The organism is Burkholderia sp. AU45388, assembly GCF_030481585.1.
GTDB classification, from domain to species: Bacteria; Pseudomonadota; Gammaproteobacteria; order Burkholderiales; family Burkholderiaceae; genus Burkholderia; species Burkholderia sola.
The window spans coordinates 123,133-146,448 of sequence record NZ_JAUJPV010000018.1; the positions used below are offsets into that span (position 1 = coordinate 123,133).

At 67.8% G+C, this 23,316-nt stretch carries 24 protein-coding genes; 12 read left to right on the forward strand and 12 right to left on the reverse strand.

The window, feature by feature from the left end; all coding sequences use genetic code 11:
- Positions 1-71: 71 nt before the first annotated feature.
- Complete coding sequence (locus tag QZM72_RS25350; protein ID WP_301739518.1) at positions 72-1,211, reverse strand: sorbosone dehydrogenase family protein; 1,140 nt, start codon at positions 1,209-1,211, stop codon at positions 72-74.
- A gap of 152 nt (positions 1,212-1,363) precedes the next feature.
- Between QZM72_RS25350 and rpsP the strand changes: the two genes are divergently transcribed.
- The 6 genes from rpsP to QZM72_RS25380 all read left to right on the forward strand — a co-directional run bounded on the left by rpsP (position 1,364) and on the right by QZM72_RS25380 (position 5,493).
- Positions 1,364-1,618 carry a 30S ribosomal protein S16 gene (gene rpsP / locus QZM72_RS25355; protein ID WP_006476550.1) on the forward strand — a complete coding sequence of 85 codons (255 nt, stop codon included), beginning with the start codon at positions 1,364-1,366 and terminating at the stop codon, positions 1,616-1,618.
- Positions 1,619-1,660: 42 nt separating this feature from the next.
- A complete protein-coding gene (rimM, locus tag QZM72_RS25360; RefSeq protein WP_301739519.1) occupies positions 1,661-2,338 on the forward strand; it encodes a ribosome maturation factor RimM in 678 nt (225 codons plus the stop codon).
- 1 nt (position 2,339) lies between these two features.
- The gene (trmD, locus tag QZM72_RS25365; RefSeq protein WP_006476548.1) at positions 2,340-3,134 is read left to right on the forward strand and encodes a tRNA (guanosine(37)-N1)-methyltransferase TrmD; all 795 of its coding nucleotides are present in this window, start codon (positions 2,340-2,342) and stop codon (positions 3,132-3,134) included.
- 133 nt (positions 3,135-3,267) lie between these two features.
- A complete protein-coding gene (gene rplS / locus QZM72_RS25370; RefSeq protein ID WP_006486838.1) occupies positions 3,268-3,660 on the forward strand; it encodes a 50S ribosomal protein L19 in 393 nt (130 codons plus the stop codon).
- Positions 3,661-3,747: 87 nt separating this feature from the next.
- Positions 3,748-4,434 (forward strand): CoA pyrophosphatase, encoded by a 687-nt coding sequence (locus tag QZM72_RS25375; protein WP_089466948.1) that lies wholly within the window; start codon positions 3,748-3,750, stop codon positions 4,432-4,434.
- A gap of 120 nt (positions 4,435-4,554) precedes the next feature.
- Complete coding sequence (locus QZM72_RS25380) at positions 4,555-5,493, forward strand: CobD/CbiB family protein (RefSeq protein ID WP_301739520.1); 939 nt, start codon at positions 4,555-4,557, stop codon at positions 5,491-5,493.
- Between the two features lie 81 nt (positions 5,494-5,574).
- Here the strand turns inward: QZM72_RS25380 and QZM72_RS25385 are convergent, their stop codons facing one another.
- The 3 genes from QZM72_RS25385 to QZM72_RS25395 all read right to left on the reverse strand — a co-directional run bounded on the left by QZM72_RS25385 (position 5,575) and on the right by QZM72_RS25395 (position 8,154).
- Positions 5,575-5,892 (reverse strand): hypothetical protein, encoded by a 318-nt coding sequence (locus QZM72_RS25385; protein ID WP_089466949.1) that lies wholly within the window; start codon positions 5,890-5,892, stop codon positions 5,575-5,577.
- A gap of 64 nt (positions 5,893-5,956) precedes the next feature.
- Positions 5,957-6,898 carry a ribosome small subunit-dependent GTPase A gene (rsgA, locus tag QZM72_RS25390; RefSeq protein ID WP_301739521.1) on the reverse strand — a complete coding sequence of 314 codons (942 nt, stop codon included), beginning with the start codon at positions 6,896-6,898 and terminating at the stop codon, positions 5,957-5,959.
- Complete coding sequence (locus tag QZM72_RS25395) at positions 6,895-8,154, reverse strand: M48 family metallopeptidase (protein WP_301739522.1); 1,260 nt, start codon at positions 8,152-8,154, stop codon at positions 6,895-6,897. The genes rsgA and QZM72_RS25395 overlap by 4 nt, the downstream gene beginning before the upstream one ends.
- Before the next feature lie 125 nt (positions 8,155-8,279).
- Between QZM72_RS25395 and orn the strand changes: the two genes are divergently transcribed.
- Positions 8,280-8,900, forward strand: a complete 621-nt coding sequence (gene orn, locus QZM72_RS25400) for an oligoribonuclease (RefSeq protein WP_089466951.1) — start codon at positions 8,280-8,282, stop codon at positions 8,898-8,900.
- Positions 8,901-8,934: 34 nt separating this feature from the next.
- Here orn and mog read toward each other — a convergent pair whose 3' ends face one another.
- Together mog and yjgA are read right to left on the reverse strand one after the other, a co-directional pair.
- Complete coding sequence (mog, locus tag QZM72_RS25405; protein WP_301739523.1) at positions 8,935-9,546, reverse strand: molybdopterin adenylyltransferase; 612 nt, start codon at positions 9,544-9,546, stop codon at positions 8,935-8,937.
- Complete coding sequence (gene yjgA, locus QZM72_RS25410) at positions 9,527-10,132, reverse strand: ribosome biogenesis factor YjgA (protein ID WP_301739524.1); 606 nt, start codon at positions 10,130-10,132, stop codon at positions 9,527-9,529. Before yjgA ends, mog begins: the two co-directional genes overlap by 20 nt.
- A gap of 127 nt (positions 10,133-10,259) precedes the next feature.
- Between yjgA and pmbA the strand changes: the two genes are divergently transcribed.
- A complete protein-coding gene (gene pmbA, locus QZM72_RS25415) occupies positions 10,260-11,630 on the forward strand; it encodes a metalloprotease PmbA (protein WP_059574040.1) in 1,371 nt (456 codons plus the stop codon).
- An 89-nt stretch (positions 11,631-11,719) separates the two neighbouring features.
- Here pmbA and QZM72_RS25420 read toward each other — a convergent pair whose 3' ends face one another.
- Positions 11,720-12,220: a dihydrofolate reductase gene (locus QZM72_RS25420; RefSeq protein WP_301739525.1), complete on the reverse strand. Its 501-nt coding sequence runs from the start codon at positions 12,218-12,220 to the stop codon at positions 11,720-11,722.
- A gap of 289 nt (positions 12,221-12,509) precedes the next feature.
- Positions 12,510-12,839, reverse strand: coding sequence for a hypothetical protein (locus QZM72_RS25425; RefSeq protein ID WP_301739526.1), 330 nt, complete (start codon positions 12,837-12,839; stop codon positions 12,510-12,512).
- Positions 12,840-13,339: 500 nt separating this feature from the next.
- Here QZM72_RS25425 and QZM72_RS25430 point away from each other — a divergent pair, with 500 nt between their 5' ends.
- Together QZM72_RS25430 and QZM72_RS25435 are read left to right on the forward strand one after the other, a co-directional pair.
- The gene (locus QZM72_RS25430; RefSeq protein WP_301739527.1) at positions 13,340-14,737 is read left to right on the forward strand and encodes a sigma-54 dependent transcriptional regulator; all 1,398 of its coding nucleotides are present in this window, start codon (positions 13,340-13,342) and stop codon (positions 14,735-14,737) included.
- A 42-nt stretch (positions 14,738-14,779) separates the two neighbouring features.
- Positions 14,780-15,751 (forward strand): thymidylate synthase, encoded by a 972-nt coding sequence (locus tag QZM72_RS25435; protein WP_301739528.1) that lies wholly within the window; start codon positions 14,780-14,782, stop codon positions 15,749-15,751.
- A gap of 100 nt (positions 15,752-15,851) precedes the next feature.
- Here QZM72_RS25435 and QZM72_RS25440 read toward each other — a convergent pair whose 3' ends face one another.
- Together QZM72_RS25440 and QZM72_RS25445 are read right to left on the reverse strand one after the other, a co-directional pair.
- A complete protein-coding gene (locus QZM72_RS25440; RefSeq protein WP_301739529.1) occupies positions 15,852-18,416 on the reverse strand; it encodes a DUF6600 domain-containing protein in 2,565 nt (854 codons plus the stop codon).
- 150 nt (positions 18,417-18,566) lie between these two features.
- Entirely contained in the window at positions 18,567-19,274 is a 708-nt protein-coding gene (locus QZM72_RS25445) for a helix-turn-helix transcriptional regulator (RefSeq protein ID WP_301739530.1), read from the reverse strand.
- A gap of 188 nt (positions 19,275-19,462) precedes the next feature.
- On the opposite strand from QZM72_RS25445, the gene QZM72_RS25450 reads away from it, so the two are divergent.
- Both QZM72_RS25450 and QZM72_RS25455 read left to right on the forward strand, forming a co-directional pair.
- Positions 19,463-19,609: a hypothetical protein gene (locus QZM72_RS25450; RefSeq protein ID WP_301739531.1), complete on the forward strand. Its 147-nt coding sequence runs from the start codon at positions 19,463-19,465 to the stop codon at positions 19,607-19,609.
- 127 nt (positions 19,610-19,736) lie between these two features.
- On the forward strand, positions 19,737-20,249 hold the full coding sequence (locus QZM72_RS25455) for an acyl-CoA thioesterase (RefSeq protein ID WP_027811985.1): 513 nt from the start codon (positions 19,737-19,739) through the stop codon (positions 20,247-20,249).
- A gap of 40 nt (positions 20,250-20,289) precedes the next feature.
- Here QZM72_RS25455 and fumC read toward each other — a convergent pair whose 3' ends face one another.
- Together fumC and norM are read right to left on the reverse strand one after the other, a co-directional pair.
- Positions 20,290-21,684 (reverse strand): class II fumarate hydratase, encoded by a 1,395-nt coding sequence (fumC, locus tag QZM72_RS25460; protein WP_301739532.1) that lies wholly within the window; start codon positions 21,682-21,684, stop codon positions 20,290-20,292.
- Between the two features lie 184 nt (positions 21,685-21,868).
- Positions 21,869-23,257 carry a multidrug efflux MATE transporter NorM gene (gene norM / locus QZM72_RS25465; RefSeq protein ID WP_089466961.1) on the reverse strand — a complete coding sequence of 463 codons (1,389 nt, stop codon included), beginning with the start codon at positions 23,255-23,257 and terminating at the stop codon, positions 21,869-21,871.
- Between the last annotated feature and the right edge of the window lie 59 nt (positions 23,258-23,316).

Consider the following 23,316-nt stretch of genomic DNA (forward strand, 5'->3'; position numbering starts at 1 on the left):
GGCCGGCGCGGGCGCGCGGCCCGGCACGCATTCTACGATGCCCGGTCGGGGCCGGTCACCCCTCGCCTGCGTCAAGGTGCCGCATAAGTCACCCGGTAGATCGCGCCTGCGTAATCGTCGCTGATGAGCAGCGAGCCGTCTGGCAGCGGCAATACATCAGCCGGGCGTCCCCATGCCGTGCCGTCGGGCCGCAGCCAGCCCGTGACGAACGGCGTTTGATGAGCGTGGCCGCCGTCCGCGGAGGCGACCACGCGCGTCACGCGGTAACCGACCTTCGTGCTGCGGTTCCACGAGCCGTGTTCGGCAATGAAGACATTATTTCGATACGACGCGGGAAACATCGGCCCGGTGTAGAAGCGCATCCCGAGCGCCGCGACATGCGCGCCGAGTTTCAGGACGGGCGGCACATAACGTCGGCAGACGTCGGCGCTGCCGAATTCGGGGTCGGGCGTATCGCCGCCGTGGCAGTATGGAAAGCCGAAATCGAGGCCGGCGCGCGGCGCGCGGTTCAGCTTGTCGTCCGGTACGTCGTCGCCCATCATGTCGCGCCCGTTGTCGGTGAACCACAGCTCGCCCGAATCGGGGTGCCATGCAAAGCCGACCGTATTGCGTATGCCGCGAGCGAACACTTCGCGCCCGCTGCCGTCGGCGTTCATCCGCGCGATGATCGCGTAGCGGCCGCGATCCGCGAGGCAGACGTTGCACGGCGCGCCGATCGGCACGTACAGCTTGCCGTCGGGGCCGAACGCGATGAATTTCCAGCCGTGATGGTGATCGGTCGGCAGGGCGTCGGTCACGACGACGGGCGCGGGCGGTTTCGCGAGCCGGTCGTCGATATGGTCGAGGCGCAGGATGCGTGACACGGCGGATATATAAAGGGAGCCGCCGCGGTAGGCCACGCCGACGGGCATGTCGAGTCTCGACGCGATGACGTAGCGTGCGCTGATCCGGCCCTCGTGCATCACCAGCGCATGGACGCGGCCCTCCCGCGTGCCGACATACAGGATGCCGCGCGGCGACCACGCCATTTCCCGTGCGGCCGGTACGGCGTCGGTCAGCACGTCCACATGGAAGCCGGGCGGAAGGACGAGTTCGTTCACCGGCAACGGCGCGGCAAACGCCGGGGCGCACGCGAGGCAGGCAAGGCCGGCAAGCAGCGCCGCGAACGGGTGCTGCACGCGGCGCATCGGGGCGGCGCGAAGGGATGGCATGACGGTCGGGAGCATCCTGGATACGACGATTGTATGCCCGGCGCACGGGCCGTCCGCGGATTTTTACGCGTAAGTGTTTGTTGTACCTCTGGTTTCCGGCTATAATCGCGTGTTTCAGTAGTTTCGAACCCGGTTTTCCCGAAGGACATCATATGGTTATCATCCGTCTGGCTCGTGGCGGCTCGAAGAAGCGCCCGTTCTACAACATCGTTGCTACCGATTCGCGCAACCGTCGTGACGGCCGCTTCATCGAGCGCGTCGGCTTCTACAACCCGGTCGCCACGAAGGGCGAATCGCTGCGTATCGCTCAGGATCGCCTGACGTACTGGCAAGGCGTTGGCGCGCAACTGTCGCCGACCGTCCAGCGTCTCGTGAAGGAAGCGCAAAAGGCGCAACCGGCTGCCTGACATGGCACGGTGTGCCGGTCGTGCCGGCTGTGAGGTGCATTGATGGCGGGTCACGATTCCGGTAATGCAAGGCGCGGGCGTGCGTCATTCGGCGCATTCGTCCGCAAGCCGGTCGAGCGCGACGCGGTCGCGAACGCCGGTCAGGCTGCCGAACGAGGCAGTCCCGAAGCGACGCAAGCCTGGCCCGACGATGCCGTCGAGGTCGGAGCGGTGGTCGACGCCTACGGCCTGAAGGGCTGGGTCAAGGTGGCGACGCATGCCGATGCCGGTCGCGGTGGCGACGCGCTGCTCAACGCGCGTCGCTGGTGGCTGGAACGCGGTGCGGAGCGGCTTTCCGTCCGCATCATGCAGTCGAAGACGCACAGCGACACTGTCGTTGCGCAACCCGCGGGCGTCAGCGACCGCGATGCTGCGCTGTCCATGCGCGGCTTTCGCGTGTTCGTGCGCCGGGAAGATTTCCCGGCACTGGCCGCGGACGAATTCTATTGGGTCGACCTGATCGGTCTCGAGGTCGTCAACGAGCAATCGGTGGCGCTCGGGAAGGTGAGCGGGATGATCGACAACGGCGTGCATTCGATCATGCGTGTCGAGTATCCGGCAACCGGCAAAGACGGTCAGCCGACCACCGACGAGCGGTTGATTCCGTTCGTCGGCGTCTACGTCAAAACGGTGGATCAGGCGGCGCGTCGCATCGTCGTCGACTGGGAAGCCGATTACTGAAATGAACCAGGTTACCGAGAGCGCGGTGCAGTTCGACGTCGTCACGCTCTTTCCCGAGATGTTCCGTGCACTGACCGACTGGGGGATCACCAGCCGGGCCGTGAAGCAGGGGCGCTTCGGGCTGCGCACCTGGAACCCGCGTGATTTCACGACGGACAACTATCGCACGGTCGACGATCGTCCGTACGGCGGCGGTCCGGGCATGGTGATGCTGGCCAGGCCGCTCGAAGCCGCGATCGACGCCGCGAAAGCGGCGCAGGCGGAGCAGGGCATCGCGAGCACGCGTGTCGTGATGATGTCGCCGCAAGGCGCGCCGCTCACGCACGATCGGGCGGTGCGGATGGCGCAGGAACCCGGCGTCGTCGTGCTGTGCGGTCGCTACGAAGCGATCGACCAGCGCCTGCTCGATCGTTGCGTCGACGAGGAAATCAGCCTCGGCGATTTCGTGCTGTCGGGCGGTGAATTGCCGGCGATGGCGATGATGGATGCCGTCGTGCGGTTGCTGCCCGGCGTGCTGAACGATTCGCTGTCGGCCGTGCAGGACAGCTTCGCGGACGGCCTGCTCGATTGTCCGCACTACACGCGTCCCGAGGAATACGACGGTGTGCGCGTGCCGGACGTGCTGCTCGGCGGGCATCATGCCGAGATCGAGAAGTGGCGGCGGCAGGAAGCATTGAGGAATACGTTGCGGAAGCGGCCGGACCTGATCGTCCGGGCGCGCCGCGAGAAGTTGCTGAGCCGCGCCGACGAGGCGTGGCTCGCGAACCTCGCACGCGAAGCGAAGGACGCCTCCTGAGGCGGCTGCGCGAGCGGGAATTGGCGGTGCCGTACATGCGTGTGCGGCGCCTGATGTGAATCCATCCTCTATCGGGGCCAGGCCTGGAAGCAGGCGGGTGTGAACGCCGACACGATGGCATAAGGAGTCAGTAATGAATCTGATCGCAAAACTTGAGCAGGAAGAAATCGAGCGCGCGCTCGCCGGCAAGACCATCCCCGATTTCGCCCCGGGCGACACGGTGATCGTGAACGTGAACGTGGTTGAAGGTAACCGCAAGCGCGTTCAGGCTTACGAAGGCGTCGTGATCGCGATTCGCAATCGTGGTCTGAACTCGAACTTCATCGTCCGCAAGATCTCGTCGGGCGAAGGCGTCGAGCGTACGTTCCAGACGTACTCGCCGCTGCTGGCAAGCATCGTCGTGAAGCGTCGCGGTGATGTGCGTCGTGCGAAGCTGTACTACCTGCGCGAGCGTTCGGGCAAGTCGGCTCGTATCAAGGAAAAGCTGGTGTCGAAGGATCGCGCCGCAGCAGCTTCCCAAGAGTAAGAGCTGTAAGGAAAAAGCACCCAACCGGGTGCTTTTTTCATTCTGGCGCGACAATATGCTCGATACGACACGAACCCGAGAGCCCCATTGAATCGCCGCCCCATCATCGATCCCGAAGTATTGCCGGTCGAAGGCACCGGCGCCGGCCTGCCTGTCATCGATTCCGGGCTGATGACGCCGTCCGGCCTGCGCGAACGTTTCGCGCGCACGCTCGAATGGAGCGTCGAGCCCGGCGAAGCGAAGTTGCAGGAAGGCGTCGATCCACGCAGCGCCGCCGTCCTCATGCCGCTCGTCGTCCGCGAGTCGGGCCTCACCGTCCTGCTGACGCAGCGCGCCGATCACCTGAACGACCACGCCGGGCAAATCAGTTTTCCCGGCGGCCGTCGCGAGCCGTTCGACCGCGATGCGACCGCCACCGCTTTGCGCGAGGCGAAGGAGGAGATCGGGCTGGCCGCCGAACGCGTCGAGATTCTCGGTGCGTTGCCCGACTACCTGACCGGCACGGGTTTCTGCGTGACGCCGATCGTCGGCCTCGTGCATCCGCCGTTCACCGTGCAGGCCGACACGTTCGAAGTCGCCGAGATTTTCGAAGTGCCACTCGCGTTCGTGATGAATCCCGCGAACCATCAGGTTCGCGTGTTCCGGTGGGAAGGCGGCGAGCGTCGTTTTTTTGCCATGCCCTATCCGAACGACGAATCGGACGGGCATTACTTCATCTGGGGCGCAACTGCCGCCATGTTTCGCAATCTGTATCGCTTCTTGGCCGCCGGGTAGGCGGGCGCGCCGGCCGGTGCGCGCGAGCGCCCGCGCGGCGACCGCGCCGGCAGCCATGCGCGGCTGACGCTGTGCTATCGTTATGCAAAAAATGACATAACTCCGAAGACGGCGCCACGCATGACTTTCTTTTCGGTTCTCCTCGCTCTCATCATCGAACAGGTCCGCGCGTTGTCGCCGAGCAATCCGGTGTTCGCACTGTTCCAGTTTCATGCGGAAACCGTCGCGCATGGCCTCGACGCCGGCAAGCAGAAGCACGGGATCCTCGCATGGCTCGCGGTCGTGCTACCATGGGTGCTGATCGTCGCGCTGATCTATTTCCTGCTGTACAAGGTGAGCTTCGTGCTCGCGTTCATGTGGAACGTCGCCGTCGTGTATTTCACGCTCGGCTTCCGCCAGTTCAGCCACTACTTCACCGATATCCATCTCGCGCTCAACAACGACGACGTGCCGCGCGCGCGCGAGATCCTGCACGAGTGGACGGGCCTCGACACGGTCGACATGCCGGTCGGCGAAATCGTCCGCCATACGCTGATTCACGCGGTCGTCGCATCGCATCGGCACGTGTTCGGCGTGTTCTTCTGGTACGTGCTGCCGATCGGCCCGGCCGGCGCCGTGCTGTACCGGATTTCCGAATACCTCGCGCGTAGCTGGTCGACGCCGGGCGACGACCGCACGGCCGCATTCTCGACGTTCGCGCAGCGCGCGTTCTTCGTGATCGACTGGATTCCGTCCCGACTGACGGCGCTCGGCTTCGCGATCGTCGGCAATTTCGAGGATGCGATCTATGCGTGGCGCAACCATACGCGCCAGTGGCCCGACCCGAACGACGGCGTATTGCTGGCTGCGGGCAGCGGTGCGCTCGGCGCGCGTCTCGCGGGGCCGCTCGCGGAACCGTCGAGCCTCGATGCGCTGGCGGTCGGCGACAGCGGTCCGTTGACGGTCGGTGACGATTGCACGCCGCGCACGCTGCAGTCGGCGGTCGGCCTCGTGTGGCGTGCGGTGATCCTGTGGATGATCCTGCTGTTGATGCTGACGCTGGCCGTCTGGGTATCGTGAATGACGCGCTAGCCCAGCGCCCGATGAAATGAAAAGGCCGGCTCGATGCCGGCCTTTTCGCTGTGCGTCGGCGCTGTGCGTTCAGTCGTCGAGTGGATCGCGCACGGCGCCGCATTGCCAGCACGCGGTGAATTGCGCTTCCAGCGCTTCGCCGCACTGCCGGCAGCACCAGGGTGCCGCGCCGGCCGACGGGCCGTGCGACGCGGCGTCGAGGAGCCGACGGGCGAGCGCGTCGTCGCGTTCGTCGTTCAGCCACAGTTCGGGCGTGCACGCGTCGGCGGGCAGGCCGCCGAGCGCGCCGGTCGCGTAGCAGTTGTGCAGCTCGCAGCCGATGCCGGCCACCTGGAGCACGTTGGCCCAATGCTGTGCGGTCGCGAGGTCGGGTGCCTTGAAACGCATCGCGGCTCCTGTCGATGAAGGCCGGCCCGGCTGGCGGCGGCCGGCCGTCGCATACGTCGCGCGATCAGCGCACGATCTGGTTTGCCTCGTGCACGAGCTGCGCGTACAGCGCGTGCCGGGACGGCGCGATGCGGCCGTCGGCGACGGCTTCGAGGATCGCGCAGCCGGGCTCGTGCAGATGATGGCAATTATAGAAACGGCAGTCCGCGAGCAGCGGCCGGAACTCCGGAAACGCGCGTTCGAGGCAGCCTTCGGTCAGGTGGTAGAGGCCGAATTCCTGGAAGCCCGGCGAATCGATCAGCGCACCGCCGCCTTCCAGCGGGTACAGGCGCGTGAACGTGGTCGTGTGACGGCCGCTGTTGAGCGCGGCCGAAATCTCGCGGGTCGCGGCTTCGGCGTCGGGCACGAGCAGGTTCACGAGCGTCGATTTGCCCATCCCGGACTGGCCGAGCAGGATCGTCGAATGCCCGGCGAGGTGCGGCATCAACTGCGCGCGCGCGTCGTCCGGCGCACCTTTCACGGAGAGCTCGAGCACGTCGTAGCCGAGCGCGCGGTACGGCGCGAGACGCTCGCGCGCAACCGGCAGCGCGGCCTCGACGTCGATCTTGTTGAGCACGACGAGCGGCTTCAGCTCGTTCGCCTCGGCCGCGATCAGCGCGCGGCCGAGCAGATCCTCGCTGAAATAGGGCTCGGTCGCGAGCACGATCAGCAACTGGTCGAGGTTCGCCGCGAACAGCTTCGACTTGAACTGGTCGGAGCGGTACAGCAGGTTGCGCCGTTCGCCGATTTCCACGATCACGCCCTGGTCGGCCGATGCGAGTTCGTACACGACGCGGTCGCCGACCGCGATGTCGCTCTTCTTGCCGCGCGGGAAGCATTGCAGCATCGGCCCGCCGTCGTCGGGCGCGACGATGTAGTGGCGGCCGTGCGCCGCGATCACGCGGCCTTCGGCCCGCTGCGCGCCCGAGGCGCGCGGGGCCGGCTGGCGGGAGGTCGGCCGGCTCATGCGTGCTGCAGCAGGCGGTCGATCCGCTGCGACGCAGGCGGATGCGAGTAGTAGAAGGCCGTGTAGACGGGGTCGGGCGTCAGCGTCGACGCGTTGTCCTCATAGAGTTTCACGAGCGCGCTGACGAGATCCTGCGCGTCGGTCTGGCTGGCCGCGAACGCGTCGGCCTCGAATTCGTGCTTGCGCGACGTGAGGCTGCTGAACGGTGTCGCGAAGAACAGGAACACCGGAATCGCGAGGAAGAACAGCACGAGTGCGGTGCCCGCGTTGCTGGTGTCGAGCGACGGCGTGACGCCGAGCCCCGTATAGAACCACGTGCGTTGCGCGAGCCAGCCGAGCAGCCCGAGCAGCACGAGGCTCAGCACGAACGACACGAGCATCCGCTTCATCACGTGGCGGCGCTTGAAGTGACCGAGTTCGTGCGCGAGCACGGCTTCGATCTCCTGGCCGGACAGACGCGCGAGCAGCGTGTCGAAGAACACGATCCGCTTCGATGCGCCGAAGCCCGTGAAGTACGCGTTGCCGTGCGCGGAGCGGCGGCTGCCGTCCATCACGAACAGCCCCTTGGCTGCGAAGCCGCAGCGCTTCATCAGGGACTCGATGCGCGAGCGCAGCGCGTCGTCCTTCAGCGGCTCGAACTTGTTGAACAGCGGCGCGATGAAGGTCGGATAGATCAGCAGCACGAGCATCTGGAACGCGACCCACACGATCCAGGTCCACAGCCACCACAGGTTGCCGGCCTGGTTCATCAGCCACAGCACGACGAACAGCAGCGGCAGGCCGAGGACGGCGCCGAGCAACGTGTTTTTCAGCATGTCGGTGAAGAACAGCCGCTTCGTCATCCGGTTGAAGCCGAAGCGCTGCTCGATCCCGAACTGGCGGTAATACTCGAACGGGACGTCGATCACGCCCGTGATCGCGAGCACGGCAGCAACGAGCGCGACCTGCTGCCCGTAGCCGCGGCCGAGCCAGCCGGTCAGCAGCGTGTCGAGCGCGCCGACGCCGCCGAGCAGCGTGAGGCCGACCAGCACGGCCGCGCTGACGACGATCTCGAGCATCGTCAGCCGGGTGCGCTCGACCGTGTAATCGGCCGCGCGCTGGTGGGCGGTCAGCGGGATGGTGGCGCTGAACTGCGCGGGCACGCCGTTGCGGTGCGCGGCGACGAAGCGGATCTGCCGCGACGCGAGCCACAGCTTGGTGACGACCATCGCGAGTACGGCGATCGCGAACAGCAGGGTGAACGAAAAGGGTGACATCGAAGGCGCCAAAGGGTTCTATGCGAGAATTATATGTTCTTGCGGACCGGCCCCGCTGATGCGATGCCGGCCGCACGGGTGGCGCCGCATCGGCGCGCCCGGTTCGCTATTTTCCAGGATGAATCATGACCGATACCGCCGCTTCCGCCAGCCAGCCCGCGCTCGTGCGCAACGAGTTGAACCTCGTCTGGCTCGACATGGAGATGACGGGCCTCGACCCGGATAACGACCGCATCATCGAGATCGCGGTCGTCGTGACCAATTCCACGCTCGACGTCGCCGTCGAGGGCCCGGTGTTCGCGATTCACCAGAGCGACGAGACGCTCGCGAAGATGGACGACTGGAACAAGTCGACGCACGGCCGCTCGGGGCTGATCGACCGCGTGCGCGCATCGACCGTGACCGAGGCGCAAGCCGCCGCGCAACTGCAGGCGTTCCTCGCGCAGTACGTGTCGCCGGGCAAGTCGCCGATGTGCGGCAACTCGATTTGCCAGGATCGCCGCTTCATGGCGCGCTGGATGCCGGAATTCGAGCGGTTCTTCCACTACCGCAACCTCGACGTCAGCACGCTCAAGGAGCTGTGCCGCCGCTGGCAGCCGGCCATCTACAAGGGTTTCCAGAAGCGGGCGATGCATACGGCCCTGGCCGACATCCACGAGTCGATCGACGAGCTGAAGTACTACCGCGAGCATTTCCTGATTCCGGCCGCGTCGGCGCCGGCGGGCGATTCCGTGCCGGCGGCCTGAGCGGGCCGGCACGCGCGGGGCGCTCGGCAAACGCTCAGCGCCGCGCGCTTTTCGGCCGGAACGCCGCGACCACCGCGGCGTCGGTCTCGATATACGGGCCGCCGATCAGGTCGATGCAGTAGGGCACTGCGGCGAAGATGCCGGGCACGGTCGACTTGCCGTCGGTGTCGCGCAGCCCTTCCAGCGTTTCCCGGATCGACTTCGGCTGGCCGGGCAGGTTGATGATCAGCGCCGCATGGTCGGCCGTTTCGCGGATCACCGCGATCTGCCGCGACAGGATCGCGGTCGGCACGAAATTCAGGCTGATCTGCCGCATCTGTTCGCCGAATCCCGGCATTTCCTTCGTCGCCACGGCCAGCGTCGCTTCCGGCGTCACGTCGCGACGCGCGGGGCCCGTGCCGCCCGTCGTCAGCACGAGGTCGCAGCCGGCGACGTCGACGAGTTCGGTCAGCGTGGCCGAGATCGTCGGTGCGTCGTCCTGGATCAGGCGCGTTTCGGCACGCCACGGCGAAACCAGCGTGCCGGCGAGCCATTCCTGCAGCGCCGGAATGCCCTTGTCTTCGTAGACCCCCGTACTCGCGCGGTCGCTGATCGACACGAGACCGACCACGAGCTCGTCCGGGTGGTTACGCTTCGTCGTCGTCATGGTCGTCTCCGGCCTCGTCGGCCGCTTCGTCGTCGCTGTCGGACGCGCCGCCGGCCGCCTTGATCCACTGGAACAGCTCGCGGAAATAGCGCGGCGGCTTGCCTTGCTGCGCTTCCTTGCGGGCATTGCGGATCAGCGTGCGGCCTTCCTGGATGTCGGCGTCGGGGTGCTGGCGCAGGAATTCGGTCAGCGCGTCGTCGCTCGCGAGCAGCTGCTCGCGCGTGCGCTCGATCCAGTGCAGGCGGGCGGTGGCGGCCTTGTTCACGCCGCGTTGCGCGTCGAGGGCGGTGCGCAGCGCGGCCGTTTCGTCGTCGGTCAGCGAGCGCATCACGCGGCCGACGTACTGGAGCTGGCGGCGCTTGCCTTCGTGATCGGTGATCCGGCGCGCCTCGCGCACGGCGTCCGCGAGGCTTTCAGGCATCGGCATGCGCTTCAGTGCGTCTTTCGGCAGATCGACGAGCGCCTGGCCGAGCACCTGCAACTCGTGCATTTCGCGCTTCAACTGGGATTTGCTGGGGCGATCGTAGCCGTTGTCGTCTTCTTCGGCGACAGGCTCGATCGGCTGGATTCGGGTTTTGCGTGTCATGGGCCGCATTGTATCGCGGCGCGGACACCCCAAGCTTGTCTGTGCGCGGCCCCGGACCTTGCTATGATCGCGGGATACGCAACATTTTGACCATGCGGGCGCCCGCCCGCCACCGGATACCAAGACGATGGCAGCCAATCTCGACGTACAAGCGCGCTATTTCCCGCACACGCAGGACCAGCTCAAGGAAATCGCATCGGACATCCTTCGCCATGCGAAGGCGCTCGGCGCGACCGACGCCGCGACCGAAATCTCCGAGGGCGACGGCCTGTCGGTGTCGGTGCGCCGCGGCGAAGTCGAAACGATCGAGCACAACCGCGACAAGATGGTCGGCGTCACCGTGTTCATCGGCAAGAAGCGCGGCAACGCGAGCACGTCGGACTTCTCGCCGGCCGCGATCAAGGATACCGTCGCCGCCGCCTACAACATCGCGCGCTTCACGGCCGAGGACGAAGCGGCCGGCCTCGCCGAAGCCGAGCTGCTCGAAACCGACCCGCGCGACCTCGATCTGTACCACCCGTGGGCGCTGAGTGCCGACGAGGCCGTCGAGCTCGCCCGCCGCGCGGAAGACGCCGCGTTCGCGGTCAGCCCGCAGATCCGCAATTCGGAAGGCGCGAGCGTGTCGGCGCAGCACTCGCAGTTCGTGCTCGCGACGTCGCGCGGTTTCCTGGCCGGCTATCCGTACTCGCGCCACTACATCGCCTGCGCGCCGATCGCGGGCAGCGGCCGCCACATGCAGCGCGACGACTGGTATTCGTCGAAGCGCAGCGCGATCGATCTCGCCGCGCCCGAAGCGGTGGGCCGCTACGCGGCCGAACGCGCGCTCGCGCGGATGGGTGCGCGCCGTCTCGACACGCGCAAGGTGCCGGTGCTGTTCGAAGCGCCGCTCGCGGCCGGCCTGCTCGGCGCGTTCGTGCAGGCGGTGAGCGGCGGCGCGCTGTATCGCAAGACGTCGTTCCTCGTCGACAGCCTCGGCAAGCCGGTGTTCGCGCCGCACATCCAGGTGGTCGAGGATCCGCACGTGCCGCGCGCGATGGGCAGCGCGCCGTTCGACGAGGAGGGCGTGCGCACGCGTGCGCGCAGTGTCGTGAAGGACGGCGTCGTCGAAGGCTATTTCCTGTCGACCTATTCGGCACGCAAGCTCGGCACGCAAACCACGGGCAACGCGGGCGGCTCGCACAACCTCGCGCTGCGCAGCTCGAACACGCAGGCGGGCGACGACTTCGACGCGATGCTGAAGAAGCTCGGCACGGGCCTGCTGCTGACCGAGCTGATGGGGCAGGGCGTGAACTACGTGACGGGCGACTATTCTCGCGGCGCGGCGGGCTTCTGGGTGGAGAACGGCGTGATCCAGTATCCGGTCGAGGAAATCACCGTCGCCAGCACGCTGCAGGAGATGTTCCGCCATATCGTCGCGATTGGTGCGGATTCGATCGTGCGCGGTACGAAGGAAACCGGCTCGGTGCTGATCGAGCAGATGACGATCGCGGGGCAGTAAGCCGCGCGCGGCGCCGGCCGCCAGGAAACGAAAAGCCCGACCGGCGCGAGCGCGCCGGTCGGGCTTTTTTCATCGTGCGGCAGAAGGCGTCAGACGTGCTTGCGCATGTATACGACGAACGCATAGCCGAACGTGTTCGGCGCGGCGGCCTGATGCGCGTCGCGCGAGATTTCCTGCCAGTGCGCGGCGTTGGGCGCCGGGAACGACGCGTCGCCGTCGAAATCGGCATCGATCTCGGTGACGATCAGCTTGTCGGCGAGCGTGAGACCTTCCGCGTAGAGTTGCGCGCCGCCGATCAGGAATGCCTCGGGTACGCCGTCGTGCGCGGCCAGCGCCAGTGCGTCGGCGAGCGACGTGACGGTGTCGCAGCCGTCGAAACGGCGCGAGGCGTCGCGCGTGACGACGATATTGCGGCGGCCGGGCAGCGGCCGGCCGATCGATTCGTGGGTCTTGCGGCCCATCACGATCGGCGCGCCCATCGTCGTGCGCTTGAAGAACGCGAGATCCTCGGGAAGTTTCCAGGGCAACTGGTTGTCGCGGCCGATGATGCCGTTGCGGGCACGCGCGACGATCAGGGTCAACGTCGTCATGAAGGTCGGGGAAGAGGGAAGACGGAACGGGCCGATTTTACCGGAACGGCGGCGCGCGCCGGGTTCCGCGTGCCTGCACGGGCGCCCGCGTTGCTTGCGGCGTGCGCCGCGACGTGGGATGCTCGCGCGCCGCGGCGGCCGTCCGAATAAAAAGAGTGCCCGCCGGGGGACGGAGCACAAAAACTTTCGGTATCGCGAGATCGGCGATACCGGTTCCGCTCGATGGTCTCCCGTCCGACAGGATCGTCAGGTCGATACGCAATCCCGATCGAATCGAGGTGTCGAATGATCAGGGATGCGTATTGACTCGCGCGTCGCCTTCCATCGCATGTCGGATATCGCCCGGCTGCGGCACTGGCAGCGGCGCCGGCAGCGGCAACTGGGGCGGCGGTGAAATCTCGTCCCACAGCGTCACGGAGGCCTGGCGTGCCGGCAGCGGTTGCGGCGCCGACACGGTCACGATGCCGAACCCATTGTCGGGTTTGCCCGGCGTGTTTTCGGCAAGCAGCGTGGCGCGATGCGGCTGCCTGCCTTCGTCCGCGCAGGCCGGTGCAGGCGGGCCGGCGGCCGATAGCACGAGCGTCATCGGCACGAAGGAAAGTAAAAAAAGTTTTCGCATGGCGACTGTCTCCGGTCGTCTCCGTATTCAGCGAAATACATGCCACCGTATCGGGACCGTTGCCGCCATTGCGATTCGTGCCCGAGCATTTCGAATGGCGGCCGAAAACGCCTGGAAATGTTTCAGGCCTGAAACGAGGCGGCTCGGGAATATTGCTGATTCAACCGATACGCTCGAAGGATGAAAATCGGCGCGTGTGTTGGTGACGAAGCCCTTCGTGCGCATCCATTATGTGCAGAGGATTGATCTGCATCGACCTCCTGAGCGATTTGGCCGCATCGCCATCGGTGCTGAAACGGGTTTGTCGTATTCAGCGCCTATAACCAAGTTGTCTTGTCAAAAATTATTGGACGCGAGATAAGCGCCATCATGCGAGGCTTTGTCGTTGCCGCGCATCGGCATGGCGAATCGAGCCACCTCTGGCTGACCCGATTCGATCCTTTTGCACGCGATTTGACGTGTGCGGCAATCGTTAGACGGTTGATGAACGGGGTGAGCATATGGGAGCCGATCAGCGGCACGTGATCTACTATTCGCGCGAACCGAACGACGCGTTGCGCGGCCATTTCGACGAACGCGGCTGGCGCGTCGATCTCGCCGAGACCGTGCGCGACGTACGGCGCGTCGTTCAGCACGGCGTGGCCACCGCCGGCCTGCTCGATTTCTCGCCGGGCTTCAAGCCGTCGGATTTGCGCGAACTCGAAGCCTGCCTGAGCATCCAGCACATCGGCTGGATCGCGGCGACGCGGCGCGGCCAGTTGCAGGACGCGATGCTGCGGCATCTCATCCGCGACTATTGCTTCGACTACGTGACGATGCCGTACGAAACGGCGCGGATCGTCGAGACCGTGGGCCATGCGCACGGCATGGTCGCCTTGACCGATCCTGTCGCGCCGCCGGTCGGCGCCGGGCGCAGCGAAGGCGAGATGGTCGGCACCTGCGATGCGATGCTCGGGCTCTTCAGGACGATTCGCCGGGTCGCGGCGACCGACGCACCGGTGTTCATCTCGGGCGAGTCGGGCACGGGCAAGGAACTGACGGCTGTCGCGATTCACGAGCGTTCGTCGCGCGCGCAGGCGCCGTTCATCGCGATCAATTGCGGTGCGATACCGTCGACGCTGCTGCAGGCCGAACTGTTCGGCTACGAACGCGGCGCGTTCACCGGTGCGAACCAGCGCAAGATCGGTCGCGTCGAGGCCGCCAACGGCGGCACGCTGTTTCTCGACGAGATCGGCGACCTGCCGCTCGAAAGCCAGGCGAGCCTGCTGCGTTTCCTGCAGGAAGGCAAGATCGAGCGGCTCGGCGCCCACGTGTCGATGCCGGTCGATGTCCGCGTGATCTGCGCGACGCACGTGAACATGGAAGCGGCGCTGCGCGAAGGGCGCTTCCGCGAGGATCTGTTTCACCGGCTGTGCGTGCTGAAGATCGAGGAGCCGCCGCTGCGCGCGCGCGGCAAGGACATCGAGGTGCTCGCGCGCCACATGCTCGAGCGCTTCAAGGGCGATGCGCATCGCCGCCTGCGCGGCTTTTCCCCGGACGCGGTCGCGTCGCTGTACGGCTATTCGTGGCCGGGCAACGTGCGCGAGTTGATCAACCGCGTGCGGCGCGCGATCGTGATGTCGGAAGGCCGGATGATCACCGCGGCCGATCTCGAGCTGAACGACTATGCGACGCTCGCGCCGGTGTCGCTGCTGGAGGCGCGCGAGGCGGCCGAACGGCAGGCGATCGAGCAGGCGCTGCTGCGCCATCGCGGCCGTTTTGCCGATGCCGCGCGTGAGCTCGGCGTGTCGCGCGTCACGCTCTACCGGCTGATGTGCGCGCACGGCATGCGCGATCGCGGCGACACGCTGGCAGGGTTTTCGGCGCCGTTGCCGGAGCTTCCGCGCCACGCTTGCTAAAATCGACGGGTACGGTCGCCCCTCGCGGCCGAAGGAACCCGCATGAAACAGTATCTCGATCTCGTTCGTACCATTCTCGATACCGGCACCTGGCAGGAGAACCGCACGGGAATTCGCACCATCAGCATGCCGGGCGCGATGCTGCGCTTCGACCTGCAGCAAGGCTTTCCGGCCGTGACGACCAAGAAGCTCGCGTTCAAGTCCGCGATCGGCGAACTGGTCGGCTTCCTGCGTGCGTCGCGCAGCGCGGCCGATTTCCGCGCGCTCGGCTGCAAGGTGTGGGATGCGAACGCGAACGAGAACGCGCAGTGGCTCGCGAACCCGTATCGTCAGGGCGCCGACGATCTCGGCGACGTATACGGCGTGCAATGGCGCCAGTGGCCGGGCTACAAGGTGCTCGATGCGAGCGCCGACGCGCAGATCGCCGACGCGACGCGCCGTGGCTTCCGGATCGTCACGCGTTTCGACGAAGACGGCGCGCCGAAGGTGCTGCTGTACAAGGCGATCGACCAGTTGCGCCAGTGCCTGGACACGATCATGGAGAACCCGTCCGATCGCCGCATCCTGTTTCACGCGTGGAATCCAGCCGTGCTCGACCAGATCGCGCTGCCCGCGTGCCATCTGCTGTATCAGTTCCTGCCGAACGCGACGAAGCGCGAGATCTCGCTGTGCCTGTACATCCGCAGCAACGACGTCGGCCTCGGCACGCCGTTCAACCTGACGGAAGGGGCCGCGCTGCTGTCGCTCGTCGGCCGGCTGACGGGCTATACGCCGCGCTGGTTCACGTATTTCATCGGCGACGCGCACATCTACGAGAACCAGCTCGACATGCTGCAGCAGCAGCTCACGCGCGAGCCGTACGAAAGCCCGCGGCTCGAGATCGCCGAGCGCGTGCCCGAGTACGCGAAGACGGGGGTCTATGCGCCCGAATGGCTGGAGAAGGTCGAGCCGTCCGATTTCTCGCTCGTCGGCTACCGGCACCATGAGCCGCTGACCGCGCCGATGGCGGTCTGATCGCCCGGCCGGGGCCGCGCGGTTTCATTGCTCCGTTCTCTGCAAAAAAGGCTCGACCGGCTGATACCGGTCGAGCCTTTTTGTTTCAGGTTTGCCGCACTTACTGGCGATGCCGCTCCTCGTGGCCGCCCTGCGGCGGCGGATTGCCCGGACGCGGTGCCTCGACGTGCGGCGCCGGCTGTGGCCGTGGCTCCATCCGGGGGGCGGGCATCGACGGGCGTGGCTCCATCCGCGGCGCCGGCTGGGGTTGCGGTCGCGGCTCCACGCGCGGCGCCTGCGGTTGCGGGCGCGGCATGTCATGCACGGCGGGTGCCGGCGGGCGGTACTCGTTCACGCGCGGCGGCGCGATTTCGCGATGGGGCGCCGGTTGCGCGAAGTCCTGGCGCGGGTGCGGCGCGGGGGCGGCCCGTTCGGGCTGCGGCTGCGCTTGGCGGGCCGGCGTCGGGAGATCGGGGCGCGGCCGCGGTTGCGGAATCTGCGCGATAGGGCCCGACTGCGGCTGCGCGCGCGGCGTTTCGTTCCGGCCGCCGGGCTGGATGCCCTGCGGGGTCGGCGCGCCGTCCGGGTGCGGCAGCGCGGCGCTGCGTACGGGCGGCAGCGCATTCTGTCCTGCCGCATGCAGCGCGGTGGGTGGCGCGGCGCGCTGACGCTCCATCGGCGTGTGCGGCTGCATCCACGCGGGTGACGACGGCGCGGCTGCTGCATGTGCATTGCCGATGCCCGTCGGAGCGTTGTTCGCGCCCGGCGGATGCGGAACGCCGTTGCCGGGCGCGAACGCCTGATGCGGGATCGGGCTGCCGGGCGCCTGCGGCGCGCCGCCGTTGGCGAAGCGGGGCGCGGTGGGGCTTTCGCCGTTCGCCGGCCGGCCGACGTTCGGCATGCCCGGCGTCGGTACGCCCGGCCGGCCCGCCTGCTCGCCGGCCGGCCTGCCTTCGCGCGGCGCGCGGCCCGGCTGCACGACGGGGCCGTGCGGATTCACGAGCCGCACGTTGTGCATCGCCCAGGCGCCGCCGCCCGGCGTGCCCGGAACACGGACCGGGCGCGCCGTATAGTCGGCCGGCACGTTCGTCTTCACGACGGGCGCGCCGGCGCCCGGGACGCGCCCGCCTTGCTGCGCGAGATGGGCGGCGGCCTGGTCGCGATACGCAGGCGGCACGGCCGGATTGCGCGTCGCGACGTACGGGTGTTGCGCGATCGCCGCCGGCGGACGATAGCTGGCGGTTCGCAGCCCGCCGGTGAAGCTCTGGCGCACCGGCGCGATGCCGGGCGTGCCCGGCGTGACGTGCGCGTTGCGCCATTGCCGCGGATCGACGTGCTGCGAGAAGTGCGCGACCGGCTGCCCGTGCACGAATGCGGCGGCCGGCACGGCCGTGATCGCGTGCGGCGCGCGGAAGTTCACGTACGTCTTGTTGATGTTGGTGATATTGGCGATGTTCGTCACGTTCACGGTCTTGTTCACGTTGACGTTGTTCACCACGATGTTGCGGTTGACGCGGTCGTAGTAGTGCGGGCTCCAGCCGCCCCAGCCCGGATGCCACGGTTCGCCCGGACCGAGCGCGAACCAGGCGCAGCCGGCCGCGGCGACGCCGCCGACCGTGAGCGCGACGCTCCAGTCGGAACCGCCGCCGCCCCCGCCGCCCACGAACGCGACGAGCGCCGGCGCGTAGACGGGCGGCTGGCTCACGGCCATCGGGCCCGGCACCCATGCCCAGCTGTCGTCCACGTACGCCCAGCGGCCGTAGTGATACGGCGCAAAGCCCCACGGCGCGTCGTCGACCCAGGTCCAGCCCCACGGCGCCTGCCAGATCCAGTGGCCGTCGTGATACGGCGCCCAGTCGGCCGGCGTGTCGTTCGGCACCCATAACGCGCCGTAATTCGGAGTTTCGCGCCACGTGCCGTTCGCGTCGAGATCCTGGTAGCCGGGAACGTCGCGGGACACGTAGCGGGCCGACACCGAGCGCGCTTCGGCCGCGTCGCGGCTGGCGGCCCACTGGTCGAGCGCGTCGGGGCCCGGTGCGGCCGATTGTTGCGCGACCTGGAGGTCGGTGCCGGTAAACACGACCTGCTGCCCGGGCGACAGCGGATACTGCCCGTTGCTGCCATAGACGGTCGCGCTGCCGCTGCGCATCGTCACCGTCGTGCTCGCGCCGTTCGGCGCGACGTCGACGCGATAGTCGCCGGGGCCCGTGATGCCGAGCGCGAGGTTCGGCGTGTCGATTTCGTACGAGCCGCCGGGCGGCAGACCGCGCACGTGCGTCGACACGGTGCCGAGGCCCACCTTCAACTGCGTCGTCGTGTCGTCGAGGTTCAGCACCGACAGGCTCGTCGATTCGCCGAGCCGCACCGCCGTCGAGCCGATGTGCAGTTCCGAGCGTGCGCCGGCATCGTTCCACAGCTGGTCGCCGGTCGTCAGCGGCCGGTTCACCGCCGCATACGACCAGGTATCGGTGCCGGCCGGTTCGGTCGTCACGGCGCCCGACAGGTAATTGAGCCGCGCGACGCGGCCAGGCGGATCGCCGCCCGGTTGCCGTGCCGCGGCCGCAGCCGGCGGCGCATCCGCCGATTGCGCGAAGGCGGGCGGCAGCGCCGCCAGCGCGGCGAATGCGAGCAGTGTGGAGCGGGCGGTGCGCTTGAGCGCGAACAGGGAGGCCATGGTGAGCGTCATCGTTGTGATCGCGGCGCGTCGATTCGTGCCGTGCAGTTCACGATATCCGCTTGGCCTGTTTCAAGGCACGGTGTTTTGTAAGTCGAGTGGCACGCGATGTAACAAAACCTGTCCATCGCGCGCCGTTGTCGTGCAGCTGCAATCCCGGCGTCAAGCGGACGTAAGCCATGCGTCGAAAACCTGTTGTCCCGGCACCGTGACGCGCAGCACGCGCGGTCGGGCGGCGCGCTCGATCCAGCCGTGTGCACAGAAGCTGTCCAGCAGCGCGGCGCCGAGTGCGCCGCCGAGATGCGCGCGCCGCTCGCTCCAGTCGAGGCAGCCGCACGCGAAGCGGCGCCGGCGCGCGCGCTGCTGCGCGACGTCGATGCCCCATTGCGCGAGCGCCTGCGTGCCGAGTTCGGTGGTCTCGATCGCGTCGCCGTGGGCGAGCAGCCAGCCGCGCGCGGTGAGGCCGTCGAAGATGCGCACCGCGAGCTCGCCGGCCATGTGGTCGTAGCAGGTGCGTGCATAGCGCAGTTCGGCCGGGACCGTGCGCGACGGAGGCGGAACCGGCCGATGCGGCGCGGCCGCGCGGGCGACGTTCGCGAGCGCTTCGAGCGAGGCGCCGATGTCGGCCGACGCAATGCGGTAGTAGCGATGCCGGCCGCGCACCTCGAGGGCCAGCAGCCCGCCCTCGGTCAGGCGAGCGAGGTGCGCGCTCGCCGCCGACGGCGACAGCCCCGCGATCATCGTCAGTTCGCCGGCCGGTCGCGCGCTGCCGTCCATCAGCACCCACAGCATCGCGGCGCGGCCGGGATCGGCGATCAGTGCGCCGATGCGGCTCAGGCCCGGAAAATGGTGGTCGTCTTGATCGGTCATCGTCGTGTCTCGTCGAGCGGGATGACAGGCAGTGTAGTCCGGGCGCGCATTCGATGTTTCGCTTCCGGATGAAATGTCGGATACGGCGGCGGGGCGCCTGCGCGGACCGGACTGCGGCCCGTTGCAGGGCACGCGTAGAATGGCCGGACGCGGCGGCAGCGGGCCGCCGCACGTGACGCGATGCAACGATGAAGACGATTTTCTGTGTGTTGGCGGCCGCGCTCGTGTGTGCGGCCTGTGCGTCGGGCGGCGCGGGTACGGGCACGACCGGCGAGCGCAGCGGCAGTATCGAGATGTACGGGACGATCGACCAGGGCGTCACGGTGCGCCGCTGACCGCCGTTCCGCGCGCGAGCCGGCATGGGCGCCGGCGCCCCGCCACGCGGGGCTTGCCGCGACGCATTGCCGCATTGCAACGTATAATGGCCCGATTACAGCGCCCCTGCCGCCTGGAGCCATAACGATGCCCCAACCGTCCCCCGTGCCGGCCGCTCTCGACCGCACCGAAACCGTATTCCGCTTCCTTGCCGAGCCTTCGTCCGTGAACTTCGGCGGCAAGGTGCATGGCGGCGCGCTGATGAAGTGGATCGACGAGGTCGCGTATGCGTGCGCGGCCGTCTGGTCGAGCCGCTATTGCGTGACGGTCAGCGTCGGCAACATCCGTTTCCAGCGTCCGATCCTGGTCGGCAATCTGGTCGAGCTGAAGGCGCGCGTCGTCGCGACGGGCCGCACCAGCATGCACATCCACGTGTCGGTGCACGCCGGCGATCCGAAAGGCGGCGTGCTGCGCCAGACGACCGATTGCCTCGTCGTGTTCGTCGCGGTCGACGAGAACGGCAACCCGGTGCCGGTGCCGCCGTTCGTGCCGGAGACCGACGAGCAGAAGGTGCTCGCGAAATATGCGGCCGACGTGCGGGCCGCGCTCGACAAGATCGTCGAGATGAAGCCGGAAGAGGTCGCGAAGGGCACCGTCTGAGTGCCGCGGGCGCCGCGCTCGTCGCGCCCCCGTCCTGCCTTTATCGCGTCCCGATCATCTGCTCGGGACGCACCCATGCATCGAATTCCGCCTCGGTCAGGTAGCCAAGCGCGAGCGCGGCCGCCTTCAGCGTCGTGCCTTCCTTGTGCGCCTTCTTCGCGATCTGCGCGGACTTGTCGTAGCCGATGTGCGGATTGAGCGCCGTCACGAGCATCAGTGATTCGTTCAGCAACAGGTCGATGCGCGAGCGGTTCGGCTCGATGCCCACCGCGCAGTGATCGTTGAAGCTCTGTGCGCCGTCGGCAAGCAGCCGCACCGACTGCAGCACGTTGTGCGCGATCATCGGCCGGAACACGTTCAGCTCGAAATTGCCGCTCGCGCCGCCGACGTTGACCGCGACGTCGTTGCCGAACACTTGGCAGCACAGCATCGTCACGGCTTCCGACTGCGTCGGGTTCACCTTGCCCGGCATGATCGAGCTGCCCGGCTCGTTTTCCGGGATCGACAGCTCGCCGAGCCCGCAGCGCGGCCCGCTCGCGAGCCAGCGCACGTCGTTCGCGATCTTCATCAGGCTCGCCGCGACCGTCTTCAGCGCGCCGTGCGCGAAGACCAGCGCGTCGGCCGCCGCCATCACCTCGAACTTGCTCGGCGCCGTCACGAACGGCAGCTTCGCGAGCCGGCCGATCTCGTCGGCCACGCGCACCGCGAATTCCGGATGCGCATTCAGCCCCGTGCCGACCGCGGTGCCGCCGAGCGCGAGCTCGTACAGGTGCGGCAGCGCCGATTCGACGTGACGGATGCCCTGGTCGAGCTGCGCGACATAGCCGGAGAACTCCTGGCCGAGCGTGAGCGGTGTGGCGTCCTGCAAGTGCGTGCGGCCGATCTTCACGATGTCGGCGAACGCCTTCGACTTCGCGTCGAGCGTCGCGCGCAGCGTGCACAGCGCCGGCAGCAGGTGATTGACGATCGCATACGCGGCCGCGACGTGCATCGCGGTCGGGAACACGTCGTTCGACGACTGGCCGCGATTCACGTCGTCGTTCGGATGAACCTTGCGCGCCTCGCCGCGCTCGCCGCCCAGCAACTCGCTTGCGCGGTTCGCGATCACCTCGTTGAGGTTCATGTTGGTCTGCGTGCCGGAGCCCGTCTGCCACACCGCGAGCGGGAATTCGCGCGAATGCTTGCCGGCGATGATCTCGTCGGCGGCTTCGATGATCGCGTGGGCCTTGTCGTCGGCGAGCACGCCGAGCGACTGGTTCACGGCCGCCGCGGCGCGCTTGACGATCGCGAGCGCATGGATCAGCTCGGGCGACTGCTTCTCCGTCGAGATCCGGAAATTCTGCAGCGAGCGCTCGGTCTGCGCGCCCCAGAGCCGGTCGGCCGGCACGGCGATCTCGCCGAACGTGTCGCGTTCCATCCGAACTGCTTCATTCATGATGCACTCCTCCTGGAAAGGGGAAAGGCCGCGCGTCGTCGCGCGGCGTCAGACGTAATCGGACGTATCGTGAGGCAACCGCGCCGCTGGTGCGGCGTCTCGACGGGTTCAGCCGACAAGCATAGCGCCGGCCGCGATTTCGTGTCGTGTCGCGCCGACGGCGCGTGACGCGCGCAAGCCGACGCTAGCGCGCCGCCGCGATGAGCGACGCGGTCTTGCGGTGAAAGCGCCATGCCATCAGCACGGCGACGCTCGCGAGGCCCGCCGCGAGCCCCCACCACAGGCCGCGTGCGCCCATGCCCGCGTGGAACGCGAACCAGTAGCCGGTCGGGAAGCCGATGCCCCAGTAGCCGAGGGTCGCGGCGAGCATCGGGATGCGCGTGTCCTTCAGGCCGCGCAGCGCACCGGACCCGACGGTCTGCATCCCGTCGACGATCTGGAACACCGCGGCGATGCCGAGCAGCGACGCGGCGAGCGACACCGTGCCCGCGTTGGCCGGGTCGTCGAGGTGCAGGTACAGGCCGACGATCGTATGCGGCGCGACGATCATCACGAGGCCCGACAGCGACATGAAGCCGACGCCGAGCGCGAGCGCGACGAAGCCCGCGTGCCGCGCGGCGACGGGCGAGCCCGCGCCGATCCAGTAGCCGACGCGCACGTTGGCCGCCTGGCCGATCGCGAGCGGCACCATGAACGACACCGACGCGACGTTCAGCGCGATCTGGTGCGCGGCGAGCGACGTCGCGCCCAGCACGCCGACCGTGAGGCCGGTGGCGAGAAACAGCGTCGATTCGACTCCGTACGTGATCGCGACCGGCCAGCCGATGCCGATCAGTTCGCCCATCACGGGCAGCCTCGGGCGCGCGGCGGTCACGAAATGGCGGAAGCGCTGCCGGCCGTGCAGCAGCCAGATCAGCGCGAGCGCGGTGAGCCAGATCGTGATCGTCGTCGCGACGGCCGAACCGAGAAAGCCGAGCCGCGGCAGCCCGAATGCGCCATGGATCAGCCCGTAGTTCAGCACGCCGTTGACGCCCACGCCGCCGATCGACACCCACAACAGCCGCCGCGCGGCGCCGATCGCCGGCAGGAACGCGCGCATCAGCCCGACGCCGATCAGGCTGCCGAGCGCCGCGAAGCGCAGGATGCCCGTGTATTCGCCGACGTGATGCGCAAGCAGCGGCGGCTCGTGGAACATCAGCAGGATCGGTTCGGCCAGCGACAGCGCGACGATCGCCGGAATCGCGAGCAGCACGGACAGCGCGAAGCCCGTCCAGTAGATGTGCGGCACGCGATCCTCGGCCTGTGCGCCGCGCGCGTGCGCGACGCTCACGCTGACCGACGACAGCACGCCTTGCAGGATCGTCACGATCACGAAGAAGAAGTTCGCGCCGAGCCCGCCCGCCGCGAGCGAGTCGGGGCCGAGCGAACCGAGCAGCACCGTGTCGGTGACGCTCATCGCCATCTGGGACAGTTGCGCGATCGCGAGCGGGGCGGCAAGGCGCGCGGTATCGGCGGCGTGACTGGACAGGGACGGCGGCGCGGCGGCCGTCCGCGTGAGACCGGAATGCGACATGGAATGGGCGCTCGCGCGGGTGCGGGCCCGCGCTTTTGTCGTTATTTTGAGAGACGGCT